19 protein-coding genes (1 of these 19 only partly in view) are annotated in these 24047 nt (G+C 46.3%); 14 read left to right on the plus strand and 5 right to left on the minus strand.

Annotation, left to right across the window (positions count from 1 at the left end; all coding sequences use genetic code 11):
- Positions 1–22: 22 nt before the first annotated feature.
- From E7588_05800 to E7588_05815, 4 genes are read right to left on the minus strand one after another with little or no spacing between them, the layout of a single operon-like run.
- A complete protein-coding gene (locus E7588_05800) occupies positions 23–1075 on the minus strand; it encodes a stage 0 sporulation protein (GenBank protein MBE6688774.1) in 1053 nt (350 codons plus the stop codon).
- Between the two features lie 25 nt (positions 1076–1100).
- Positions 1101–2105: a hypothetical protein gene (locus tag E7588_05805; GenBank protein MBE6688775.1), complete on the minus strand. Its 1005-nt coding sequence runs from the start codon at positions 2103–2105 to the stop codon at positions 1101–1103.
- Positions 2106–2429 carry a transcriptional regulator gene (locus E7588_05810; GenBank protein MBE6688776.1) on the minus strand — a complete coding sequence of 108 codons (324 nt, stop codon included), beginning with the start codon at positions 2427–2429 and terminating at the stop codon, positions 2106–2108.
- On the minus strand, positions 2426–3790 hold the full coding sequence (locus tag E7588_05815) for a hypothetical protein (GenBank protein ID MBE6688777.1): 1365 nt from the start codon (positions 3788–3790) through the stop codon (positions 2426–2428). The genes E7588_05810 and E7588_05815 overlap by 4 nt, the downstream gene beginning before the upstream one ends.
- 92 nt (positions 3791–3882) lie before the next feature.
- Between E7588_05815 and E7588_05820 the strand changes: the two genes are divergently transcribed.
- From E7588_05820 to hydF, 5 genes are all read left to right on the plus strand, one after another.
- On the plus strand, positions 3883–5367 hold the full coding sequence (locus E7588_05820) for an ADP-ribosylglycohydrolase family protein (protein MBE6688778.1): 1485 nt from the start codon (positions 3883–3885) through the stop codon (positions 5365–5367).
- Positions 5368–5732: 365 nt separating this feature from the next.
- Positions 5733–5993 carry an iron-only hydrogenase system regulator gene (locus E7588_05825; GenBank protein MBE6688779.1) on the plus strand — a complete coding sequence of 87 codons (261 nt, stop codon included), beginning with the start codon at positions 5733–5735 and terminating at the stop codon, positions 5991–5993.
- Positions 5990–7042, plus strand: a complete 1053-nt coding sequence (gene hydE / locus E7588_05830; GenBank protein MBE6688780.1) for a [FeFe] hydrogenase H-cluster radical SAM maturase HydE — start codon at positions 5990–5992, stop codon at positions 7040–7042. The genes E7588_05825 and hydE overlap by 4 nt, the downstream gene beginning before the upstream one ends.
- 29 nt (positions 7043–7071) lie before the next feature.
- A complete protein-coding gene (hydG, locus tag E7588_05835; protein ID MBE6688781.1) occupies positions 7072–8490 on the plus strand; it encodes a [FeFe] hydrogenase H-cluster radical SAM maturase HydG in 1419 nt (472 codons plus the stop codon).
- Between the two features lie 14 nt (positions 8491–8504).
- Positions 8505–9698, plus strand: a complete 1194-nt coding sequence (gene hydF, locus E7588_05840; GenBank protein ID MBE6688782.1) for a [FeFe] hydrogenase H-cluster maturation GTPase HydF — start codon at positions 8505–8507, stop codon at positions 9696–9698.
- A 333-nt stretch (positions 9699–10031) separates the two neighbouring features.
- On the opposite strand, the gene E7588_05845 is transcribed toward hydF, so the two are convergent.
- On the minus strand, positions 10032–10268 hold the full coding sequence (locus E7588_05845) for a helix-turn-helix transcriptional regulator (protein MBE6688783.1): 237 nt from the start codon (positions 10266–10268) through the stop codon (positions 10032–10034).
- A gap of 280 nt (positions 10269–10548) precedes the next feature.
- On the opposite strand from E7588_05845, the gene E7588_05850 reads away from it, so the two are divergent.
- The 9 genes from E7588_05850 to E7588_05890 form a co-directional block, all read left to right on the plus strand.
- Entirely contained in the window at positions 10549–11304 is a 756-nt protein-coding gene (locus E7588_05850; GenBank protein ID MBE6688784.1) for a signal peptidase I, read from the plus strand.
- A gap of 33 nt (positions 11305–11337) precedes the next feature.
- On the plus strand, positions 11338–11877 hold the full coding sequence (locus E7588_05855) for a signal peptidase I (GenBank protein MBE6688785.1): 540 nt from the start codon (positions 11338–11340) through the stop codon (positions 11875–11877).
- Positions 11878–11946: 69 nt separating this feature from the next.
- Entirely contained in the window at positions 11947–12648 is a 702-nt protein-coding gene (locus E7588_05860) for a hypothetical protein (protein MBE6688786.1), read from the plus strand.
- 101 nt (positions 12649–12749) lie between these two features.
- Positions 12750–14483 (plus strand): hypothetical protein, encoded by a 1734-nt coding sequence (locus E7588_05865; GenBank protein MBE6688787.1) that lies wholly within the window; start codon positions 12750–12752, stop codon positions 14481–14483.
- Positions 14484–14635: 152 nt separating this feature from the next.
- Complete coding sequence (locus E7588_05870; GenBank protein MBE6688788.1) at positions 14636–19897, plus strand: hypothetical protein; 5262 nt, start codon at positions 14636–14638, stop codon at positions 19895–19897.
- 165 nt (positions 19898–20062) lie between these two features.
- Complete coding sequence (locus tag E7588_05875) at positions 20063–20626, plus strand: hypothetical protein (protein MBE6688789.1); 564 nt, start codon at positions 20063–20065, stop codon at positions 20624–20626.
- A gap of 8 nt (positions 20627–20634) precedes the next feature.
- Positions 20635–22128, plus strand: coding sequence for a hypothetical protein (locus E7588_05880; protein ID MBE6688790.1), 1494 nt, complete (start codon positions 20635–20637; stop codon positions 22126–22128).
- Positions 22129–22150: 22 nt separating this feature from the next.
- Positions 22151–22798 (plus strand): hypothetical protein, encoded by a 648-nt coding sequence (locus tag E7588_05885; protein ID MBE6688791.1) that lies wholly within the window; start codon positions 22151–22153, stop codon positions 22796–22798.
- A 20-nt stretch (positions 22799–22818) separates the two neighbouring features.
- Positions 22819–24047 carry the 5' portion of a hypothetical protein gene (locus E7588_05890; protein ID MBE6688792.1) on the plus strand. Its footprint extends 397 nt past the window's final position, so only the first 1229 of its 1626 coding nucleotides appear in the window; its start codon is at positions 22819–22821; its stop codon lies beyond the right edge, outside the window.

Consider the following 24047-nt stretch of genomic DNA (forward strand, 5'->3'; position numbering starts at 1 on the left):
CATGAGGATTAAGCCTTACGACTTAATCCTGCAATTTTTTAAGCTCCTCGTCTATTTCGGCATTATCGTTGCGTTTGATTTTACCCACAACCTTCACCTGCTCACGCGAGAACAGACGCGGTGCGGTATCGCGGGAGGCATCAAGCCGAACCTTAATAAGGCCAGCAAGAATATTGCTCTCCACAACAACGCCCTTGCCGTCGGGGGTTTCCACGATAGAATCCACCGGAGGAGTTTTCTTTATTTCTTCTTCATAAACCTGACTTTCATATCGCAGACAGCACATAAGACGTCCGCAGGTTCCCGAAATTTTCACGGAGTTAAGCGAAAGCCCCTGCTCCTTAGCCATTTTTATGGACACCTGCTGAAACTCATCCAGAAATGTGCGGCAACAAAACTCACGTCCGCACACACCGTAGCCGCCGATCTGCTTGGCTTCGTCGCGTACACCTATCTGGCGCAGCTCAATACGGGTCTTGAAAACTGCCGCAACGTCCTTTACAAAGTTACGGAAATCTATTCTTCCCTCTGCGGTAAAGTAGAAAAGAAGCTTGGTATTGTCAAAGGTATACTCCACATCCACCAGTGTCATTTCAAGCTTATGGATTGCCACCTGAGCCGCCCATACCTGACGCGCACGAGCTTCGACCTCACGGTTTTTCTCCAGCTTTTTGATGTCCTCGGGGGTTGCGGCACGTATTATCTTTTTGAGCGGAGACACTATTTCGTTTCCCGAAACCATACGGTTGGGAATAGCAACAGTACCGTATTCAATACCTCTTGCCGTTTCCAGAATTACGCCCTGCTCACCTTCAAGCTTAAGACCGTTAGGGTCAAAATAATATATTTTTCCCACGGGCTTGAAGCGCACACCCACTATTTCCACATCGCCCTGCGGCAATTTTTCAGCTATCTCATTATCTGCCTTTGTGTTGTCATGCTTTTTTTCATGAGCCGCATGATTTTTGCCGCCGTTGTTATGGTGAGGACGGTTTTCGTTTTTATTTTCATGTGAGGTGGCAAATGCCGCCCCGGTAAGCTCCTTTTCGGGAGTGTTGTTATTGTTGTTTTCCATATCTGTTCCTTAAATAGTTGTTCACTTACTTTTCTCCCGCCTGACCCAGGCGGAAATATCCGGCGGTGTATGCATTGAATACCGTCACTGCCGTATATGGATTTATATTCGATAAAAGTGCATTGCACAGCTTATCTGTCTTTTCGTAAAGAGTTATGATATTTTCCGACGACACATTTGCCGCCGCTTTTTTCATAATTTCCGTATCGGTAAAAAACACAGGGGCTCCTCCCCCGCACTTACACACAGCTATATCGCGGAAAGCAAGACGAAAAAACGGAAATACCATAAGCAGCTCATCCCGCTTAAAAGCATTGGGCGAAAGCTCACGGCACAGTGCGTATACAGGTGCAGGTTTTGAAAGCAGTGAAAAATACTTTTCCACGGTTTCACGAAGCTTGAGTATCTTTGTACCGCTTAAAAGCTCCATCGCCTTCCCCAGCGAGCCCTGAGCCACCGAAACAGCCGCTTCGGTTTCCGCCTCGCCCTTTTTGGTTCGTGCACAAAGCTCTGCTTTCAGCACATCCTGCGGCAGAAGCTGTGTTTTAAGCGTTACCGCACGGGATACCACCGTGGGCAGTAGCAGCTTTTTATCGGTGGTGAGCATTATAAAAATAACGTCCTTGGGAGGCTCTTCAAATATTTTGAGAAAAGCGTTCTGCGCCTGAACGGTAAGTGCCTGACCATTGCGTATAATGAAGATGCGCTTATTTGCCTCGGAAGGGATAAGCGATGCTTCAGAAATAACCTGACGCACCTGAGAGACAGAAATGCTCTTTTTATCCTCCGCAAGATCAACGCAGGTAACATCGGCATGCACCTCTTTAAAAATCTTTGTGCAGGACGGACATACACCGCAAGGGGCATTCTCTCCCGATTCGCAGTTTATCATAGCGGCAAAATGGCGCGCAAGAGTGTATTTTCCGCTTCCCTCGGCGCCTTCAATTATAACAGCATGAGGAATGGCGGCGGATTGTACCGTCCGCCGCATATAGCTGAGATTATCCTCGTTAAGAATGATGGGTGTCACTTAAGCTCTTTCAAACCTTTCAACATCCAGTACAAATATGGTGGCGCCGCCTACCGTAACCTGCATGGGGAAGCTTCCCACAGCCGCGGGAGTGTAGGCAAAATCAACGGGAGCCGCCTGTGTACGGCGCTTGCTGTACTTCTTTATAATATCGATAACCTCGTCCACCTTGTCGTCTTCAACGCCTGAGATGAAGGTGGTGTTACCGCTGAGCAGAAATCCGCCGGTACTTGCCATTTTTGTTACATTAAAGCCTGCCTTTGTGATCTTTGCGGATACGGTTGGAGCATCATCGTTATTGACAATGGCAATTATCAGTTTCATAGTGTTTTTTCCTTTCTTTCTGTAAGTATTTGTACTTTATTTAAACTGTTTTTTAAACAGCTTATTATATCATCATCAAACACCTCTCCGGGTACTATAACAGGGATTCCGGGCGGGTAAAGAGAATATTCCCTTGCACTGATTTTTCCGTTTGCTTCCTCAAGGGTTATTTCACGGCCGGGTGCCGTTAATGCTTCCCGTATTGAAAGCTTTACGGCGGGTATTTTATACTTTATGCGTTGAGTGGGAAAATATATTCCGCCGTCATACTCTTCAAGTGCTTTTACAAGAGGTTCAAAATATTGCTCATCTGCGCCGTACGGCGGTATAAGCACCACACCGCAGGCATCGTAAAACTCACACTTTATGCCTTTTTTGTAAAGCAAATTATACAGCTCTCCCGGATTTTCGCACCGCAGAACGATTCTCAACGGATCGCGGTGAAGAGAGTCGCTGTCATGAATAAAATATCTGCCCAGCCTCTTTTCGATACCGCGTATAACCTGCGCCGTATTTTCAAAAATGCACTCATCAACCTCGCTGAGTGCACGGTCAACCGATGCCATTATGAGATAGCTGGGACTGGTGGAGCCGAAAACCGTCATGGCATAACGGCAGGTATCGTAATCGTCCCTATCCTTTATATTAAGACAGGCACCGCCCGTAAGAACAGGCAGGGTCTTATGCAAGGAATCCACCGAAAAATCAATGTCCTGCTTTACGGGATGAAGCATTCCTTTGTTCATGAAAGCCAGATGTGCTCCGTGAGAATTATCCGCCACGGTGATTATGCCGTATTTACGGCTGATTTCACATATTCTTTCATAAGGTACAATATTTCCGTAATAGTCGGTATATGTGAAAACAAGTATGTCGCAATCGGAAAAGTCACCCTCATAATCCGTTATCCACTTGGGCTGAACACCCATAAGATAAAATGCGTTAAGCACGGATTTATGCACTCTGCGGTGGCAGAAAACTCTTGCCTGCGGTCTCCTTTTAAGCGCGGTGAATATCGCCGCCTGCAAACAAAGCGTCGCACCGCCGCAGGAAAACAGTGTTGCGCCGCTGCCGAATTTTTGCGATGCCAGATTTTCCGCTTCTTTTATAACACCCTCAGGACAGCTGAGATTGTCGGTTTCATTAAGCTCGGTCACATCGTATGCCGACACAGCCGACAGAAAACCGTCTTTTATTGCTCCGCCGTGACCCGGCATATGAAAACGCCTTAGTGTATTTTGCGCATATTTCTCCAGCGCGGTATAAATCAGTGGGATGTATTTCATGACAATTACACTTCTCCTATGTACATTGTAACATAAAATATCGTTTTTGTCAACGGAATATTGTTTATTTGGCATTACATATTATCATCAAACAGCAATAATGCCCTTGAAAAATCCATTTTTTGCTGTATTATATAGTTACTACCTCTGTAAAAAGGAGCAATATCATGATAAGAATAAACAAACAGGAATTACGCGATAAAATCTACGCCTGCTGGCTGGGTAAAAATATCGGCGGAACCATTGGCGGTCCTTTCGAAGGAGACAGAAGATTTCTGAACGTTACGGGCTTTACCACCGATAAAGGTGAGCCTATGCCAAACGATGACCTTGACCTCCAGCTTGTGTGGCTTCTTGCGGTTGAGGAGCACGGCACACGTGCCATAACCTCTCAGCTTCTGGGCGAATACTGGATGAGAAAAATAACTCCCGAGTGGAACGAATACGGCATCTGCAAGGCTAACCTCGCGCGCGGTATCATGCCTCCCCTTTCGGGTGAGCTGTTCAACGAAAAATGGAAGCACAGCAACGGTGCATGGATACGCTCGGAAATATGGGCATGTCTATTCCCCGGTATTGTAGACAGCGCCGTTGCACTTGCCATTGAGGATGCCATGGTTGACCACGGCATGGGTGAGGGAACTTACGCGGAAATATTCACCGCCGCTCTTGAAAGTGCGGCTTTCGTAGTAAAGGACGTGCGTAAGCTTATTGACATCGCTTTTTCGAAAATACCTGACAACTGCCGTGTTGCAAAGGCGGCAAAAATAGCCATTGACTGCTACGACAACGGAGTTTCCCTGCGTGACGCGCGTGAAAAGGTGCGACTTGATACAGAAGATCTGGGCTGGTTCCAGGCTCCGGCGAATCTGGGTTACGTAGTGCTGGGGCTCCTGTACGGTGAGGGCGACTTCAAAAAATCCCTGCTGTGCGCCGTGAACTGCGGAGATGACACCGACTGCACTGCCGCAACGGTAGGCTCCGTTCTGGGAATCATGGGCGGAACAGCCGCAATCCCCTCTGACTGGAGAGAATATATAGGCGATAAAATTGTCACAGTTTCGATTGCTCTCAAAAGGGGCAGAGGCGATGTGCCCGCCACTTGTACCGAGCTTACCGACCGGGTAATGGCATTGGTGGAAAACTCCGTAAATACCGCACTGCGTCCATTCTACGGCGACGGCACCTACTGGCCTCAGCCACGGGCTATGGAGTTTACCGATGGCCAGACCGACTACGGCAACGAGCATGAGCTGTGGCCCATGGACAGCAAACAGTACATAACAGATTTATGCAACAGGTCTCCCTACTCCTACGAAATCGACCTTGTTTACGCTACCGCACGCGTTGAATACACCCAAGCACCCTTTATAAAGCCTTTTGAAACCAAAAAAGCCACCGTCAAGTTTTTTACAAAAACACAGCAGACCAACTCCCTCAACTTCCGTTTTCTCACTCCCGAAGGCTTTACGGCAAAGGGCAGCCGCGGTGTCACATTATGCCGTCTGAACACCGACACACCCCGAACCCCGGCGCTTGAGCTGGAAGTAACCGCAGGTGAGAAATTGGAATACATGAACCGCGTTGTTGTTGAAGTAACAGCGGAAAACCATGCAATAGTGGGCTATATTCCCGTATGCTTCATAGGTTAAAATATACCCCGCGGATGAAAATTTCCCAAGTTTTATGGAATTGTGAATTTTTTAACAAATTCTCTTTTTGGTATTGACATTCATTATAGAATGTGGTAGAATAATGTTGCATAAAACCGAGTGCAAGGTGCTTCCGAGCACAAGGTATTGCAAAGCATTAAAAATATCTGACCGCAAGGATTTTTCCGAGCCGAAAGAGAAATTCATAAAAAAGCTCAAAATATGTCTTTTTATGCCTTTGTCTTTCGGGACAAAGGCATTTTTATCTTTAAATCACAGACTCTACGCATGTTACGGCAAAGCTTCGGTATCATGCCTTGGGTGTTAAAGTCTCGCAGGGCTTGCGGAAAAGACGGGAGAAAATAATGGAAAACAATGTTCAGAATACCCGCATCGCCGTAGTGGGCATAATAGTGGAATCCTCCGCATCGGTGGATGCGCTCAACGGAATTCTCCACGAATACGGAAAGTATATAATCGGCAGAATGGGCATACCCTACCGTGAAAGAGGGGTAAACATAATAAGCATCGCCATGGATGCCCCTCAGGATATAATCAGTGCCATGTCGGGCAAAATAGGAAGACTGGACGGTGTCAGCGCCAAAACGGCATACTCGAATATATGACTATGAAAAAAAACATACAGCTTATAGATAAACTAAAGCTTGAACACGAGCTTTCGCACGAAGAATATCTTACACTGCTCGAAACGATGGACGCCGACGACGAAAATTATCTGTTCAGCTGTGCCGTGAATGCTGTAAAAAGCGTGTACGGTAACAAAATATTTATCCGCGGACTTATTGAGGTTACAAATCACTGCAAAAACGACTGCTACTACTGCGGAATACGTCGGTCAAACACCAATGTGTGCCGTTACAGACTCACGAAGGATGACATTATGCAGTGCTGTGAAACGGGCTACGAAATCGGCTTTCGCACCTTTGTGATGCAGGGTGGCGAGGACGCACTGTTCACCGACAGCTTTATGTGCGAGGTAATATCGGAAATAAAGAAAAAGTATCCCGACTGTGCCGTCACGCTTTCGCTGGGAGAGCGCTCATACCAAAGCTACAAGGCAATGAAGGAGGCAGGCGCCGACAGATACCTGCTACGGCATGAAAGTATTGACCCTGTCCATTATTCGTTGCTACACCCGCCTGCGCTTACCATAGAAAACCGCAAAAAATGCCTTTACGACCTGAAAAGCCTTGGCTATCAGGTGGGTTGCGGTATTATGGTGGGTTCACCCTATCAGACCTTAGAGCACATTGCAAAGGACCTTTTGTTCATTCAGGAATTCAAACCGCATATGATAGGTATCGGGCCGTTTATACCTCATCATCAGACGCCATTTAAGGAGTTTGAAGCGGGAAGCGTACAGCTTACACTGAGGCTTCTTGCCATAGTCCGACTTATCGACCCAAAATCTCTTATTCCTGCCACAACGGCACTCAATTCCCTTGACCCCGAGGGAAGAATAAAGGGCATAAAAGCAGGAGCAAACGTAGTTATGCCCAACCTTTCCCCCGAGGATGTACGCGCCGACTACGCATTATACGACAACAAGGCATATACCGCCTGCGAAAGCGCCCAGGCACTTGAAAAGCTGAAAGAGCAATTCAGAGGTATAGGATACGAAATACAAACCGCACGTGGCGATTACGCCCGATAAAAAGTATTAAACCGAAAGGAATTAAAGATATGTACAATCCCAAATCACTCAAAGCCGAAGAATTTATCTGCCATGAGGAAGTGCTGGAAACACTTGAATACGCCGACAAAAACAAGGATAATCTCACCCTCGTGGACAGCATCCTTGAAAAAGCGGCGCTCAGAAAAGGTCTTACCCACCGCGAAGCCTCGGTACTTCTCGCCTGTGAGGACCAAAGCCGCATACAGAAAATGTACAAGCTTGCCGAGCAGATAAAAAAGGATTACTACGGAAACAGAATAGTAATTTTCGCCCCCCTCTACCTTTCCAACTACTGCGTAAACGGCTGTCTCTACTGCCCATACCACTACCAGAACAAGCACATCTGCCGTAAAAAGCTGACTCAGGAGGAAATTGCAAAGGAAGTTATTGCGCTCCAGGATATGGGCCACAAGCGCCTTGCCATTGAAGCGGGTGAAGACCCCGTCAACAACCCGATAGAATACATACTGGAAAGCATAAAAACCATTTACAGCATAAAGCACAAAAACGGTGCCATCCGCCGTGTTAACGTAAACATCGCCGCCACTACCGTGGAAAATTACAGAAAGCTCAAGGAAGCTGAAATCGGTACATACATTCTGTTCCAGGAAACCTACCACAAGGAGAGCTATTTAAAGCTTCATCCCACGGGTCCCAAGCACAACTACGAATATCATACCGAGGCAATGGACAGAGCAATGCAGGGCGGTATTGACGACGTTGGTCTGGGCGTGCTGTTCGGACTGGAGCTGTACCGCTACGAATTTGCGGCACTTCTCATGCACGCCGAGCATCTCGAAGCGGCACACGGAGTAGGCCCTCATACCATCAGTGTTCCCCGTCTCAAGCGCGCGGACGATATCGACCCCACCAAGTTTGACAACGGCATAAGCGATGAAATCTTTGCAAAGCTGTGCGCTCTCATACGCATAAGTGTGCCTTATACGGGTATGATAATTTCCACCCGAGAATCCCCTGCCGTACGTGAAAAAGTGCTTCCGCTGGGTGTTTCCCAGATAAGCGGTGCTTCCCGTACCAGTGTAGGCGGTTACAGCGAGCCGGAAAAGCCCGAAGAAAACTCGGCGCAGTTTGAAATCAGCGACAACAGAACTCTTGACGAGGTGGTAAGATGGCTGATGGAGCTGGGTTACATCCCGTCATTCTGCACCGCATGCTACAAGGAAGGCAGAACGGGAGACCGCTTTATGGAGCTGTGCAAGGCAGGACAGATACAGAACTGCTGCCACCCCAACGCCCTTATGACACTGCGCGAATACCTTCTTGACTATGCCTCCCCCGCAACGCGTGAGGTGGGCGAAAGACTTATTGAAAAGGAAATGCCCAACATACTCAGCGACAAGGTACGCGACCTCACAAAGGGATACATGGCGGACATTGCCAACGGAAAAAGATATATCAGATTTTAATTAAAGGTGATATTATGACATCAACCCTTACCACAGCGAGCGCCAACCGTCTCCACATCGGCTTCTTCGGCAGACGTAACAGCGGAAAATCCTCACTTATCAACGCATTTACAGGTCAGGAGGTTTCCATTGTTTCGGATGTACCCGGCACTACCACCGACCCTGTTGCCAAGCCCATGGAAATACGGGGCATCGGCGCCTGCACGCTGACCGACACCGCAGGCTTTGACGATGTGGATATTCTCGGCTCCCAGCGTGTTGAAAAGACCGAAAAGGCCGCTGAAAAGGTAGATATTGCCGTAATGGTGCTGACCGACGGCGACACCTCGCTTGAACAAGAATGGCTTAAGCTCTTCAAAAATAAAAACACACCCGTGCTGGGTGTGCTTAATAAATCAGACATTATCGAAAATGCCGATGAAAAAGCCACAGAGCTTGAAAAAAAGCTGGGAATAAAGGTTATTGCAGTCAGTGCCAAAAACGGTTACGGCACCGACAAAATACGCGACGGACTTTTGCACCTTGTTCCCGAGGATTTCGGTGTGCAGAGCATAACACGGAATTTGTGCAGTGAAAACGATGTGGTACTTCTCGTAATGCCTCAGGATATTCAGGCACCCAAGGGACGTCTTATTATGCCACAGGTTCAGACCATACGTGAGCTTCTGGACAAAAAGTGCACGGTAATCTGCACCACGGCTGACAAATTTGACAACGCGCTCAATGCACTCAAGGAACCACCGTCGCTGATAATCACCGACTCGCAGGTTTTCGGCACGGTATATCAGAAAAAGCCCGAAAAAAGCCGTCTGACTTCGTTTTCCGTGCTTTTTGCCGCGCTTAAGGGTGACATTGACTACTACATGGAGGGTGCAGCGGCAATAGACAGCCTTACTGAAAATTCCCGCGTACTCATCGCGGAATGCTGTACCCATGCTCCCACCACCGAGGATATAGGCAGAGTGAAAATTCCCGCACTGCTTCGCAAGCGCATCGGTCAGGGGCTGACGGTGGAATTCTCGTCGGGCACAGATTATCCCGCCGACCTGTCGGGCTATGACCTTATAATTCAGTGCGGTGCGTGTATGTTCAACCGCAAATACGTCATGTCACGCATTCAGCGCGCCATGGATGCCAAAGTGCCCATGACCAACTATGGTGTCACCATCGCATACCTTACGGGAATACTGGATAAAATAACGATATAATAAATATGCAATTATAAATTGTCGAAGAACTGTGTTTCAAAACGAAACACAGTTCTTCTCAGTGTGTCGATAAACCTATCGGCACACTGTGAGACTTTCGAAAAGCCAGGGATATTTTGCCGATTAAAGCCTGTCGGCGTACAAAGGTACGATAAGGCTTGAAGCGGCAAAAAGCGACAAACAGCAGGTGATATTCGATGTATCGCCTGCTGTTAAATTGTTTTTTGATTTATTTTTTTCTTTTTGAAATATAATTTATTTCCGTCGCGGTATCACGACTTTCTCGAGAGTCTGCGAAGAACTGTGTTTCAAAATGAAACACAGTTCTTCTTTTCAAAACAAATCTTCCATTTTAATGTCAAGTATTTTCGCAATAACAAAAACCTCCATGTCCGTGGCAGCACGCACCTGTCCTTCAAGCTTGGAATAGCTGGTGGGGTTAATGTCACATCCGAGAAGCTGCATTTTGGAAATAAAATCCTTTTGCTTTATTCCTTTTTCCAGTCTCAGCCGTTCCACATTCCTTCCTATTACATTCTTGTTGCCGTACTCCTGTTTCCTGATTTTCATTTTATCACCCCGAACAAAATTTAGTACTTGTTTGACTTTTATAATTAAATTATATTGTTCAAAGTACTTGACAAAATTCCAATTTGGAAGTATAATAGAAATAATTCTTTTTTGGAATATTAAACGAAACTTGATGATTAGCCAAGCCGTTTTGCACAAAAGTCAGCCTTGCTTTTATTAATAATAACCAATTTTTTTCATTTTTTTATTTATAATCACATTTAAATTTAGCAAATTTTTGCGCAACTCGACTTTTTCCGAAACAAATAATACGTAATTTATGAGGTATTTTATGAAAAAGGCGTTCAACATTATCAAGAACACGATTATATGGCTTATAGTCGCTCTTGCAGTATTTATGATGGTCTTCACCGTCATATCCGTAACCACTTTCAACCGCAATGACAGAGATTTATTCGGATATAAGGCATACATCGTAAATTCGGACTCCATGGCGGCGACAGACTTTAAGGCAGGCGACCTTATATTTGTAAAAGAAGTGGACGCAACCACTCTCACCGACGGAGATATCATTACATACATTTCGCAGAACAGCGAAAGCTTCGGCGATGTTATCACGCATAAAATACGCAGACTTACCGTCGATGCCTCAGGCAATCCCGGATTTGTCACCTACGGTACAACCACCGGCGACGACGACCCAACAATCGTCACATATCCTTATGTATTGGGAAAATATCAGGCAAAGCTTACCGGAGTGGGTACATTCTTTAATTTTCTGAAAACCCCTCAGGGATATATTGTGTGCATATTCGTTCCCTTTATGCTTCTTATACTTTATCAGGGAGTAAACTGTGTACGTCTGTTCCGTCAGTACAAAAAGGAACAGAGCGAAAAAATGGAGCAGGAACGTCTGCAGCTTGAGCAGGAACGCGAGAAAATTCGTCTTGAACGCGATGAAGCTGCAAAGATAATGGAAGAGCTTAAGGCTCTCAAGCAACAGCTTGACACAAGCGAAGAAAAATCCAATCCGTCGGATACTGATACCCCACAGGAAACCACTGACGAGCAGTAATAATTCTTATTAAACCCGCATGAGGTATTTGAAATGCAGAATATATTAGGAAAAATATGGAACGCAATAACAACGCTGATTGTTGTTATCGTGGTTGTACTTGCAGTTATACTGATGGGTGCAAGGCTTTTGGGATTTCGGGTATTCAACGTTATCTCGGGCAGTATGGCTCCCCAATACAACGTGGGTGACCTTATATATGTAAAGGAAGTAAAACCCCACGAGGTCAAGGTGGGCGACCCTATCACTTTTGTTCTCAACGAAAATCTTGTTGTGGCTACCCACCGTGTTGTTGAAATAAACTCCGACGACAGCTATTTTATAACAAAAGGCGATGCCAACAACACAAACGACGCCGCTCCCGTTCATTTCAACAATCTTATCGGCGTGCCTAAATTCAAAATCCCGTATCTGGGATATGCTTCCGATTTCATTCAGAATCCCCCGGGTACATATATTTCAATAGCAATTGCAGCAGCTTTGGCTATGCTTGTTTTTCTGCCGGACCTGTTCAAAAAGAAAAAGCAGGAAGCCCCCGAGCAAAACGATTCATCCGCTCCCGTCGAGCAATAAGTAAGTTTTTACTCCGATTACTAAAAAATCGGTTTAAAATACACTCTTGAAGAAAGGAGGACAAATTACATGAAAATGAACAAGAAAAACATACTGCTCGTATCTCTTCTGGTATGTGCAGTGGCAATTCTCTCTCTCGGAACTCTTGCTTGGTTCAACGCTACCGCTGATGTAACCAACACCTTCAAGGTTTCCACCAGCGACGCCGTTGACGGCACTCCCGATTTCTCCGTTGAAGTTTGGGAAAACGAGAACGACGGTGATGATGCTTTAGATGCAGATGGCGACGGTAACACCGAAACCACTACCACAGGCAACACCTACGAGCATATCGCTCCCGGTGATGTAATCGCAAAGAATCCCACCGTTGAAAACACAGGTGATTATGACCAGTATATCAGAGTTTATGTGACCTTCAGCGATTATGCTGAAATTGAACAGGCTTACACTGACCACAGTGAAACCCTCGACCTGAGAACCTGGCTGAACGTTGACAGCACTGTATGGGAAGCAGATGACACTCTCACCTCTACCGACACTGCTGCAGACACCATCACCTACGGTTATTACCTCAACGACGCTCTTGATGTAGATGCGACCGCTGAGCTTTTCAGCACAGTTACCATTCCCTACTGGTTTGTACAGGAAGACATGAGCTACGGCACCGACGGTTTCTCCGTAAATGTTCTGGCTCAGGCTATACAGGCTGCAAACACAGGTGCGGATGCTCAGACAGCATTCACCAACTGGCTGCCCGAGTATGATGCTTAATTGCAAAACAAAAATTATTTCAGCTTAATTTTTAAGCCCTTTCGTCCGTAAAACGGCGCAACGACGAGAGGTACACCCCGCGCCAAATCTGGAGGAAAATAATGAAAAAACGCACTACAGCACAAGCACTTGGCTTCAGCGTTCTCTCACTGCTGCTCTGTGTTTCAATGCTTATCGGTACAACCTTCGCTTGGTTTACCGACTCCGTAAGCTCCGCGCGTAACACCATTCAGTCCGGCAATCTGGATGTAGCTCTCTACTATCTGGATGATAACGACGATTGGATGCCTGTCAACGAGCTGACTGACATTTTCGGTTACAACCTGTGGGAACCCGGCTACACTAAAGTAGCTTACTTCAAGGTTGTAAACGAAGGCTCTCTCGCACTCAACTATCAGCTCAGTGCTGATGTTTATGCCGAAACAAAAGGCATAAACAAAGCAGGAGACTCATTCTCTCTGTCCGACTACATCAAAACCTCAGTAGTTGAACAGGGTGTTAGCCGCGATGACATCCTTGCTATGTCCGGCAACAATCTCAAGGGCGCCTTGAACATGAGTGTTGGTTCACTTGAAGCAAAAAATGACGGAGATTCTGATGAAAAAATCGTCGGTTTTGCTCTCTGGATGCCTACAACCGTTACAAACGAAGCTAACCACAACGGCACCAATGTTCCTTCTATCGAATTCGGTATCAACCTTGTTGCTACCCAGAAAATGAAGGAAATTGATAGCTTCGGCAATAATTACGACAAAGACGCAGCAATGCCTTTCTCCGGTACCGGAACAGCACTTGTAGACGGTTCCGCTTCATACGAAATTCCTATTAAACGTGCAGGTGAAAGTGGCGGAAAAATCGGTTCTGCTATCGTGCAAGACGATTCCATTGCTGACGATGCAACACATATTGAAGTAACCATAGACCAAAGAGACAGTGTCCTTGACGGATTTACCGTAGCTACCGATGAAGGTGCAGTAACCTACGATATCGAAGTTACAGGTATTAAGGACGATAATATCGTTCCCTTAAAGGTTGAGTTCCATGTCGGAACAGGTCTCACCGGTGTTAAGCTTTATCACTTTGATGGTGTAAATAACGTAGAAGTTACCGACGCGGTATACAATGCTACAACCGGTAACATCATTTTCGAAAGCACCAATTTCTCTCCTTTCACCTTAGTATACGATGCAGTTGCTACCGAGCCCGACGGAACTGAAGTTCCCGAAGCCGAAGTAATACCTATGCCCGAACACGTAGGTGTTGATATCGACGGTCTTGGATACCAATTGGAAACAGCATACAGCTTTAAGTCCAATCAGTCTGTTGAAGAAGTAGAAAACAGCATTTACAAAGATTGGCACTGCGATTTCTATGTAAGTCTTACCAGAGATCTTATTGCCGGCGATGCTCCTGTAATATACCTCGCCGGTAATTACGGTTCTTACGGTTGGTTAGGCTTCGATGATACGGAGGTTACACTCACAGCAGGTGAAGAACTTCCTCTTCTCGGCAGTGTTACCAAAAATCCCTGGACATACGGAATGGTAGCCGGTCTTGTTGGCGAATTCATCTGTGGCGTAGCTGATATCGACGACGCTCTTGCAGGCGAAACATTTACTGTTAAGCTCCGTCTCACCAACCCTGCGGACGAAACCGATATCATCGATGTTGCAACAATCCCCTATACCTTTACAGGTACAGCAGGCAACACAACATACGTTGACAACGGTGAAGACCTTCAGGACGCTATTAACAACGCTGAAGATGGTGATACCATCACCCTCACCGACGACATCGACCTGAGCCAGGGTCTTGTTATCCCCGGCAACAACTGATATTTCAGTACAATTCTCTTTTGAGAATTGCGCCGTTCTCACCCTCATGGGTGAGACGGCAATCAATGGGCATATATTTTATTATCTGTGCCCGTTGATTGCCGATTGAAACGACAAAAACATTCTAAATTATCAACAAGGACGGTTACGTAATGAAAAAAACTAAGTTTGCCTTTTTCCACAGTCTTATAGCACTGCTTTTGTGTTTTTCCATGCTGCTGGGTTCTACCTTTGCGTGGTTTACAGAAAGTGTGTCTACCGACAGGAATATTATAACCTCAGGTAACATTGACCTTGAAATGTACTGGTCGGACGACCCCGTAAACGGTCCATGGTACAATATCGAGGACGATGCGTACAACACCATTTTCAGTTATGACAACTGGGAGCCGGGATATTCCCAGATAAAGTACATAAAGCTTGTGAACAAGGGCGACCTTGCTCTGAATTATAAGTTCACCCTCATGCCCGAAGGTGCTGTGGGTAAACTGGCTGAGGTTATTGCCGTCCGCTTTGCGAAGAGTGCCCAAAAAATCGAAACCCGCGAGCAGTTTGAAAACCTCAATTTCATCGGCTTCCTCAATAATGTAATGAACGGCGGCTCAACCGCTTCGGGAACAATTCTTCCGGCAGGTTCAACCAGTCTTACCACCCCTGTGGGTGAAATCATTATGACACTCGGCTTACAGATGATTCCCACTGCGGGCAACGCGTATCAGAACCAATCCATCGGCTCTGGCTTCAGCATTACAGCCATTGCATCTCAGAGCTCTTATGAAGAGGACAGCTTTGGTATAGATTATGACCTTGGCGATACCTTTGACGAGCTTATCCGTCCTGCTTCAGGCTCGGTAACTGTTGTTCCCGATAATGGTAAAGTGCCCTCCGGCGGTGCAGTCATTGATGCAGGCACAGCCTCGGCAACCATACCCGAGGGCGTTGTCATGGCGGACAATCAGGACACCCTCTCCCTCACCGTAACTCCCCTTGAAAATACAACCACCGATATAACTGTTGTCAACAGTGAAATACTCATTCCCGTGGACGTTCACGTGGAGGGCGTTTCCGACACAAACGACGTGCCGATTATTGTTGACCTTGGCCCCGTAATGCCAAAGAACCTCAACATCGGTAACTACACACTTATCCACGTCGAAGACGGTGTGAACAATATCATGACCGCTGTTGCGGATGCTTCTCAGCTTACCGCACACAACACCTTTATCTACGATCCACTCACAGGTAACATTTCCGTGGCTCTTGCCACATTCTCCGAGGTTGCCATTATTGCGGATATCGAAAATGAATGGCAAGGCACTATTGCAAACGCTTTCTCGGGCGGTACGGGTACTGAGGATGACCCCTACATAATCGCAAATGCCGACCAGCTTGCATATATGGGCGAACTCATTTCCAATGAAAACGAAACCTACGGCAAGGCACATTACAAGCTTGTTGCCGACATCAACTTTGGTGGTGAAGATAATGCCAATATCTTCTACCCCATCGGATACCACAAGGAAGGCGGCGAAATTGCCCCCCTCGGCCTTGACGATGCGCCCGAAGCAATCTATGAGATTAACGAGGATACCAAGGCTTCCGGTGCTGCGATAATTAATGAAGGTGAAGCCGCGGAAAAATGGTACACCTACGGCGGTGCATTCAGTGGTACTTTCGACGGAAACGGACACACTATTTCAGACATTTATCAGAATACCTGGGTAATGAAAGGCAACTACGACGGCAATTATTGGAATGCCGCAATGGGTATTTTCGGCTACGTTTACGACGGTACCATCAAAAATCTTACTGTTGATAACTTCGAATCCGACGGTGAGTTCACACCCACGGGTGTTATCGCCGCGTATGCAGCAGGAGATTCAACATTTGAAAACATTGCTATCACAAACTGCAATCCCCGTGTATATAACACAGGAAACGGCGGTATCATCGGTATCGCCGGCAATACAAGTGCCGCAAATGATGACCACATTACTTTAAAGAACATTACCGTTGATAATTCCAACAAGATTTCCGCTCTTTGGGGTAGCTGGGACGTTGCCTGCGGCGGTCTTGTGGGTATGTACCGCGGTAACGTAGATGGAAGCGGCAACGCAACCGACGACACCATCAGCTTTGAAAACTGCCACGTTTCGGCAATAATAGACGTTTACAATGACGTTTGCGCCAACTATCAGTACTATGCATACCGCTATTCCGGTATGATCATCGGCTCTGTTCGTCATAACACAACAAATGACGATGGCAAAGTAATACCCAACATGACCGGCATTTCCGCTACCGGATGTACCGTAAACTACGGTGACTGGAACGATTATTACTACTGCGAATTCGAAAAGAACACCATGGCTTCCTATTCCGAGGACTATCAGTTCAGCCGTGTACCTCATTCCGAATTGAACTTCACCGATTACAACGTCAACGGTGTTGTTGATGCAGATGAGCGAGCATCCGTCACCGGATGTAAGCACACTCACACCGCGGAAGAAAACCATCAGGCTATTTACCTTCCCTTCCATCAGCTCTTCACCGGATACAGCTGGGGTGTAAGCAGCATCGGACTTGAAAAATACAGTGGTATCGTTACCGACCTTGGCATCACCGAGGGCGATCAGGAAAAATCGGATGTTAAATTTGAAACCAAATTCACCGGCGACTTCTTATACCGTGTAGGTAATGGAAACACTGTAAGTGTAGGCAGTTTGTTTGCTGCTATGGATGGCGCAAAAATCAATAACTCCGGTGTTTGGGTAACCGTCGATAAAGTAGACGAAAACTCCAACGTTTCCGGAACGTTTACCGCAAATACAACCGACTGGACAGAGGGTACAATTCAGTTCTCCGGCACAGGCGTTGTAAAGGTAACAATCCAGGACTACGACTTCTGTACACCTACAACAATTACCTTGGAGGTTGTGGATGCCGTTAATGCTACATCCGCAACAAATGCGACAAAAAACAACGTAGTACTGTTGAATGACTGCGGATTCAGTTCTCTTGAGGTTTCGGGCGGATATACATTGTTCGGTAACGGCTTTACCATGACCTGCGGAAGTGACTCTGCGGCTTTGGATATGGGTTACAGCTTTGTAACTCTTAACAATGGTACGCTGGATAATGTGCAGATAGTATGTCCCAACTTCGACTATGCTGTATTATACAAGAGCAATATGACCGAATCGGGCAACCGTAGTGAAACAACCGACAGAACCCGTTATTACAACGTAAAAAGCGGTGTAATGGCATCGGGTAACAGCCAGATTCTCAATTCCCGAATTTCGGGTGCGCGTGCTGCTGTCAACGTAAGTGGCGGTAACGTTGTTATTGACAACTCCCGCATTGAGTTGGGCGCTGTTGCATCCATTCTCGTTGGTTCGGCAAACAGCCTTACTCTTCGTGACGTAACTTTAGTTCAAAAGCCTACCGCATCAACTTACGACAGCAGTAAAACCCTTATGGGATTCAGTGTTCTGTCGATATGTGATGCTAACGGAGATGCAGCATCCATTACACTTGAGGGTACACTTGTTCAGAACGCATGGATTGATGAAAATGACAAGCAGTATGTTCCCAGCGCAGGTCAATCCATAATTAGCACTGTTATGGCAAAGACAGAGTATTTACATGACATTGACGGCAACGGCACAAACGAATCATTGAACCTTGGTATTGCATATATGCCCGAGTCTTTGACTTCCAAAGTAAACACTACCACCATCACGGATAACAGAACAAATAAAGATGCGGTACCTTACGACTATGCAGAAGTATCCATTCTTAATGGAAAAACATATGTATACTCTTATAAAAACACCAACGGCACAGCGGATTCTTTCAAAACCGAAAGCGAATATACGCCCGACAAATACAGTGACCTCATCACTGTAACTTACTCCGACACAGCAGACGGCCTTACAACAGGAAAATCGTTTGGTACAGACGGATGGGTTTATGAGCTTAATGTTGACCTTGATAAATTAAGCGGTTATGCCCTTGATTTCAGCAAGCTTTCCATGTCTGTCAACGGTACTACTGTTACAGATTTCAAGGTGAACGGCAATACAAAGCCCACATCTCCCGTTGCAGTTACCGCAGGCGGTACAACCTACGCCCTGACCGCAACAATAAATGGCAAAGAATATACCGCAACCTATAAGGTTACGGGAACGGAAACCAGTAAAGAATCGCCGTCTCTTGTTGCTTCAAACTATGAAGCAGGTCTTTGTGTAGCATCCTCCTACGGCGGAACATGGCACGGTGCCGCTCCCGCACTTGAAGGTATTCAGATAAAATACTGGAGTGTTGCGGAAAAGCAGTATAAGACAATAAACCTTTCCGATTACACACCTACAACTGCCGGAAAACAAAACGGCACAAATACCACATGGACATATAGCCCCGACAACGGTGATTTTACTTTAACACTTACCGGCGGTCAGGTTCACAGTGGCAACAGTGTTAACGCAATGCCTGTTGTTTGTAATGAAAAACTGTATTTTGTGGCAGCTTCTTCAAAAGGTCTGGTAAATTCCGGAAACAGTGCAAGAACAATCCCCGTTTCTTATTCCTTTAAGGATAACAACAACGGCGTTGAATTGAAATTCTCACACACATGGTCTGTCGAAGAAAATAAGGACGCCCAGTACAATTATTCCGATTTCTGCAACGGCACTATGACAAAGCTGGAAGCAGGTAGTAGCGGCGGTAACTGCGTAACACCCGACACACTTATTACTCTGGCGGACGGAAGTCAGAAGCGTGTGGACTGTCTGACAGGAAACGAAGAGCTTCTTGTATGGAATCTTGAGACAGGTAAATACGACAAAGCGCCTATCGTATTTATTGACAGCGAGAGCGAGAGTGAATACGAAATAATTCACCTCTACTTCTCCGACGGCTCGGATGTGAAAGTAATTTACGAGCACGGCTTCTTTGACCTTGACCTTGGCAAGTATGTTTACATCGATGCTTCCAATTACATCGATTATATCGGTCACAGCTTTGTTACCGAAGGCAACATTGCATCCGACGAATGGAACACAGCAACACTTGACAGTGTTGTTATTGAAAAAGAGCTTACCACCGCATGGTCGCCCGTAACATTCGGACATCTGTGCTACTACACAGAAGGTGTTCTTTCCATGCCCGGCGGTATTTCGGGTCTGTTCAATATCTTCGATGTCGATACGTCTTCAATGATTTACGATGCCGACAAGATGCACAAGGACATTGAAACCTACGGTTTATTCACGCTTGAAGACTTCGGCGGTATAATTACAAAGGATGCATTCGATGCATTCAACGGCGACTTACTGAAAATTGCCATTGGCAAAGGACTTCTTACCATGGAAGACATCGCCTGCATGGCAGAGCGCTATATACCCTTGATGTAACAATTTATCCCTGCCACCCATCCGTCGGATGGGCGGCAATCAAAGGGCATAAAATGCTTTGTGCCTTTTGATTGCCGAATTGAAATTTCAGGCTTATATTTTAATCCGTTTTTGAGGTTTTGTTTTGACTTTTTCATTTACATTCTTTGAAAGGAGGAAATTATATTGAAAAAAATACGGCTTAAGCTGTTTATACTTGCATTCACGGCGATAATTATGACCTTGATAACACAGGCATCTCTTGCTTTTTATACTGTTGTGGGCAAGAGTACCAATATAATAACCTCCGGTGACATCCGAATGCAGATTCACGAGATGACTGACCAGGGCACTCCATTCCCGGTGGATGGTGTGTATATCGTTCCTGGCGACGTGGTAAGTAAGAAAGTCAGCGTTGAAAATATATGCGAACAGCCTTTTTACCTGCGTGTAAAGATTGTTTACGGCATCGATTCCAGCGTTCTTCCTGCGGAGGAATGCTTTAAGCTGAATATAGACGGGGAGCACTGGCAGCTTGTTGACGGCTGGTATTACTACAAGAGCATTTTACAGCCCGGCGAGACTACTCCCGATGTTTTTTCACGTGTTGAAATTGTGGGTGACAAGGTGGACAACCGTCATTTGGGCAAAACTCTTTCGCTTAACATCGTTGCACACGCAGTACAGTCCAAAAACAATCCTGTCGAGGGTACAGACACATACACCGCGTCAGGTTGGCCGATGGAATAAGGTGAATTATGAAAAGAGCAGTATCTTTATTTACGGCGGTAGTTTTGATTTTATGTCTGTCATTGCCTGTTTTTGCCGCCGAGGTAAGTGTTATTTATAAAGGCAGAGCGGACGGAATAGTATTTGAACCGAAAGCCACCGACTCTCATCCCGACCTTTTTCCCGAGTTCAAGGATGTTATGCCGGGCGATACGTTTTTGCAGGAGATAACAATAAAGAATGAAAGCAATCTCAAAAGTGCTGTTTATCTCCGTGCACTTAGTGTTGATCGCGATCCGTTGTCAATTGAGTTTTTGTCGTTTTTGTCGCTTACGGTTGACATTGACAAAAAAACAGGCGACGAAACTGTGTTTGAATCGGCGGCACATGAAATTGAAGGTCTTAAGGACTGGAGGCGTCTGGGAGTAATTCATTCCGACGGTGAAATCACCCTTAATGTAATGCTTGAGGTCTCCCCCGAGCTTGATAACAGATTTCAGAATGTTTCCGGTGCTGTTGAATGGGAATTTATGTTTGAAGAAAGGCCATCTGCGGTAATCATTCCTTCCGGCGGAGGAACGGTTACACCGAGCGATCCGGATGACCCCGACGAACCCGACAAGCCGGGCGAAGCACATTGCCCCGGATGTACAGACCCTACACACGAGCATACCGAAGAAGAGCATTGTCCCGGATGCACATGTGAAAAGCCAAGTAAACCGCATTGCCCGGGCTGTGATGATCCCACACACGAGCACACAGAAGAGGAGCACTGTCCCGGCTGTACCTGCGAAAAGCCGGATGACCCTACACTTCCCGACATAATACATTGTCCCGGTTGTCCCGACGGTGATCATGATGCTACCGATGGTTCTCATTGCCCCGATTGCCCGGGTGGAGATGATTGCTCCGGCATTCCCGGCAGTACCGACACTCCCGATGAATCGCATTGTCCGGGCTGTGATGACCCAACGCATGAGCACACAGAAGAGGAGCATTGTCCAGGTTGTACATGTGAAAAGCCGGATGACCCTACACTTCCCGACATAATACATTGCCCCGGTTGTCCCGGCGGCGAACATGATACCACCGACGGATCTCATTGCCCCGACTGCCCGGGTGGAGATGATTGCTCCGGCATTCCCGGCAGTACCGACACTCCCGATGAATCGCATTGTCCGGGCTGTGATGACCCAACGCATGAGCACACAGAAGAGGAGCATTGTCCGGGTTGTACATGTGAAAAGCCTGATGACCCTACACTTCCCGACATAATACATTGCCCCGGTTGTCCCGGCGGTGAACATGATACCACCGACGGATCTCATTGCCCCGACTGCCCGGGTGGAGATGATTGCTCCGGCATTCCGGGCGGCACCGATGAGCCTGAAGAACCGATTACTCCGCCCACCGGCGATTTGCCAATTTTACCTGTTTTATATGCTATCGCAGCACTTTCTTTGATTGCAATAGTATTAATTTCTATTTTACTTATAAAGAAATCCAAAAAAACCAAGCAGTAATTTACATTAAGGAGGAAAAAGCTTGAAAATAAAGAATATCCGCAAGTTTAAGCAGTTGGCTTTTGTCCTCAGTCTGTTCATGCTTGCATTATGGGGAATCATGGGTGCAGGCACTTCGCTTGCATGGTTCCACGATTCATCACCGGAATTGAAAAATGTTTTCCATGTTGCGGAATTTAAGCTCGATGTGTCCTACCGAACGGAGGATTTGGAATGGAAGCCGATTCAGAACGATACCGAGCTTTTCGACAAAGATGCATTGTATGAGCCGGGCTACACTCAGTTGGCATACATCAGAGTGAAGAACAACGGTGATATACCATTTGAGTGGAAAACCGCTATAAGCGTATACAGCTATATTCCCGGAATAAATGTTTTCGGAACAAGCTTCAATTTACAGGACCATTTGAAATTCGGATTGGCAATTGCGGACACTGAGACCCGGATGGATGCACTTGTTGCCACACGAACTCTTGCCTCGCAGCTTGCAACCGAGCCTCTCAACAACTACTCCACTGCCGCGGCATACCTTGCCCCGGGCGGTGAGGCGTATATAGCACTGGTAGTCAGAATGCCGGAAGAGGTCACCAATATCGCAAATTACAGACCTCCCCATCAACCCAAGGTTTATCTCGGAGCAATCGTTTCAGCTACACAACAACATGATTAACAAAGAAGGAGGGTGTGATAGTGAACGAGATTTATAAAAATGTATCCGACAATAAAGAAAACGACAATATTCATGTACGCGAGAAGAAGTTTCTGACACGGTTCACACTGTCTGTTGTTGTTATTCTGATTAGTCTGTTTTTAATGACATTCAGCGCCTATGCGCTGTTCTCATCCGTTATTTCCAGCGACACCATGACAATCTCAAGCGCTTCCTTTGATATTCAAACTACCGTCACCACAGTTAATGAAACCGACGAAATTGTTGAAATCCCGCTTGATTCAAGCATCGGTAACCATACCGTTGCCGTATTGCAGCCAAATGTAGAGTATACTATTGAATTTAAAAGTGTGGGAGATACAGCGACAGGATTTGCCGTTATTTCCGCCCACAAGGATGAAATGATAGGCGGTGTAGACCCTTATAAGGTTTATCACACCGTACAATTTGAAAATCCGGAGCTTAATGTTGAAAATACCATTACTTTTAAAGCTGCCGCATCATCCAGAACCGTACTTGATATAACCGGCAACTGGGGCACTTCTGTATATTACAACGCTTTTCTGACCGAGGATGAAGCAGAATTATATATTTCTGCCAATGACGGGTATGTAAAGATAGTTTACCCCGGAGAAACACTTTTCCCCGAAGAGGAAGAGGAAGAGGAAGAAGAACAGCAAGAACAAGAAGAACAGCAAGAACAAGAAGAGCAAGAAGAGCAAGAAGAGCAAGAAGAACAGCAAGATCAGGAAAATCTTGACGAGAATCCCGAAGAAACACCGGATAACGAAAATGCTCAGGACACTCCGGATGATTCGCATGAGCAATCGGGTGATGATTCGGATGATAATTCCGAGCCTGTTTCGGACGAGCAATCGGGCGATAACTCGGATGATAATGCCGAACCCGATTCAAATGAGAAATCGGGCGACAACTCGGATGATAATGCCGAACCCAGTTCGGATGAACAATCGGGTGATGATTCGGATGATAATGCCGAACCCAGTTCGGATGAACAATCGGGCGATAATTCAGATGATAATTCCGAGCCTGTTTCAAATGAACAATCGGGCGATAACTCGGATGATAATTCCGAGCCTGTTTCAAATGAACAATCGGGCGATAACTCGGATGATAATTCCGAGCCTGTTTCGGATGCACAATCGGGTGATAATTCGAATGATAATGCCGAACCCAGTTCGGATGAACAATCGGGCGATAACTCGGATGATAATTCCGAGCCTGTTTC

This window comes from Oscillospiraceae bacterium (genome assembly GCA_015065085.1).
GTDB lineage: Bacteria > Bacillota > Clostridia > Oscillospirales > SIG627 > SIG627.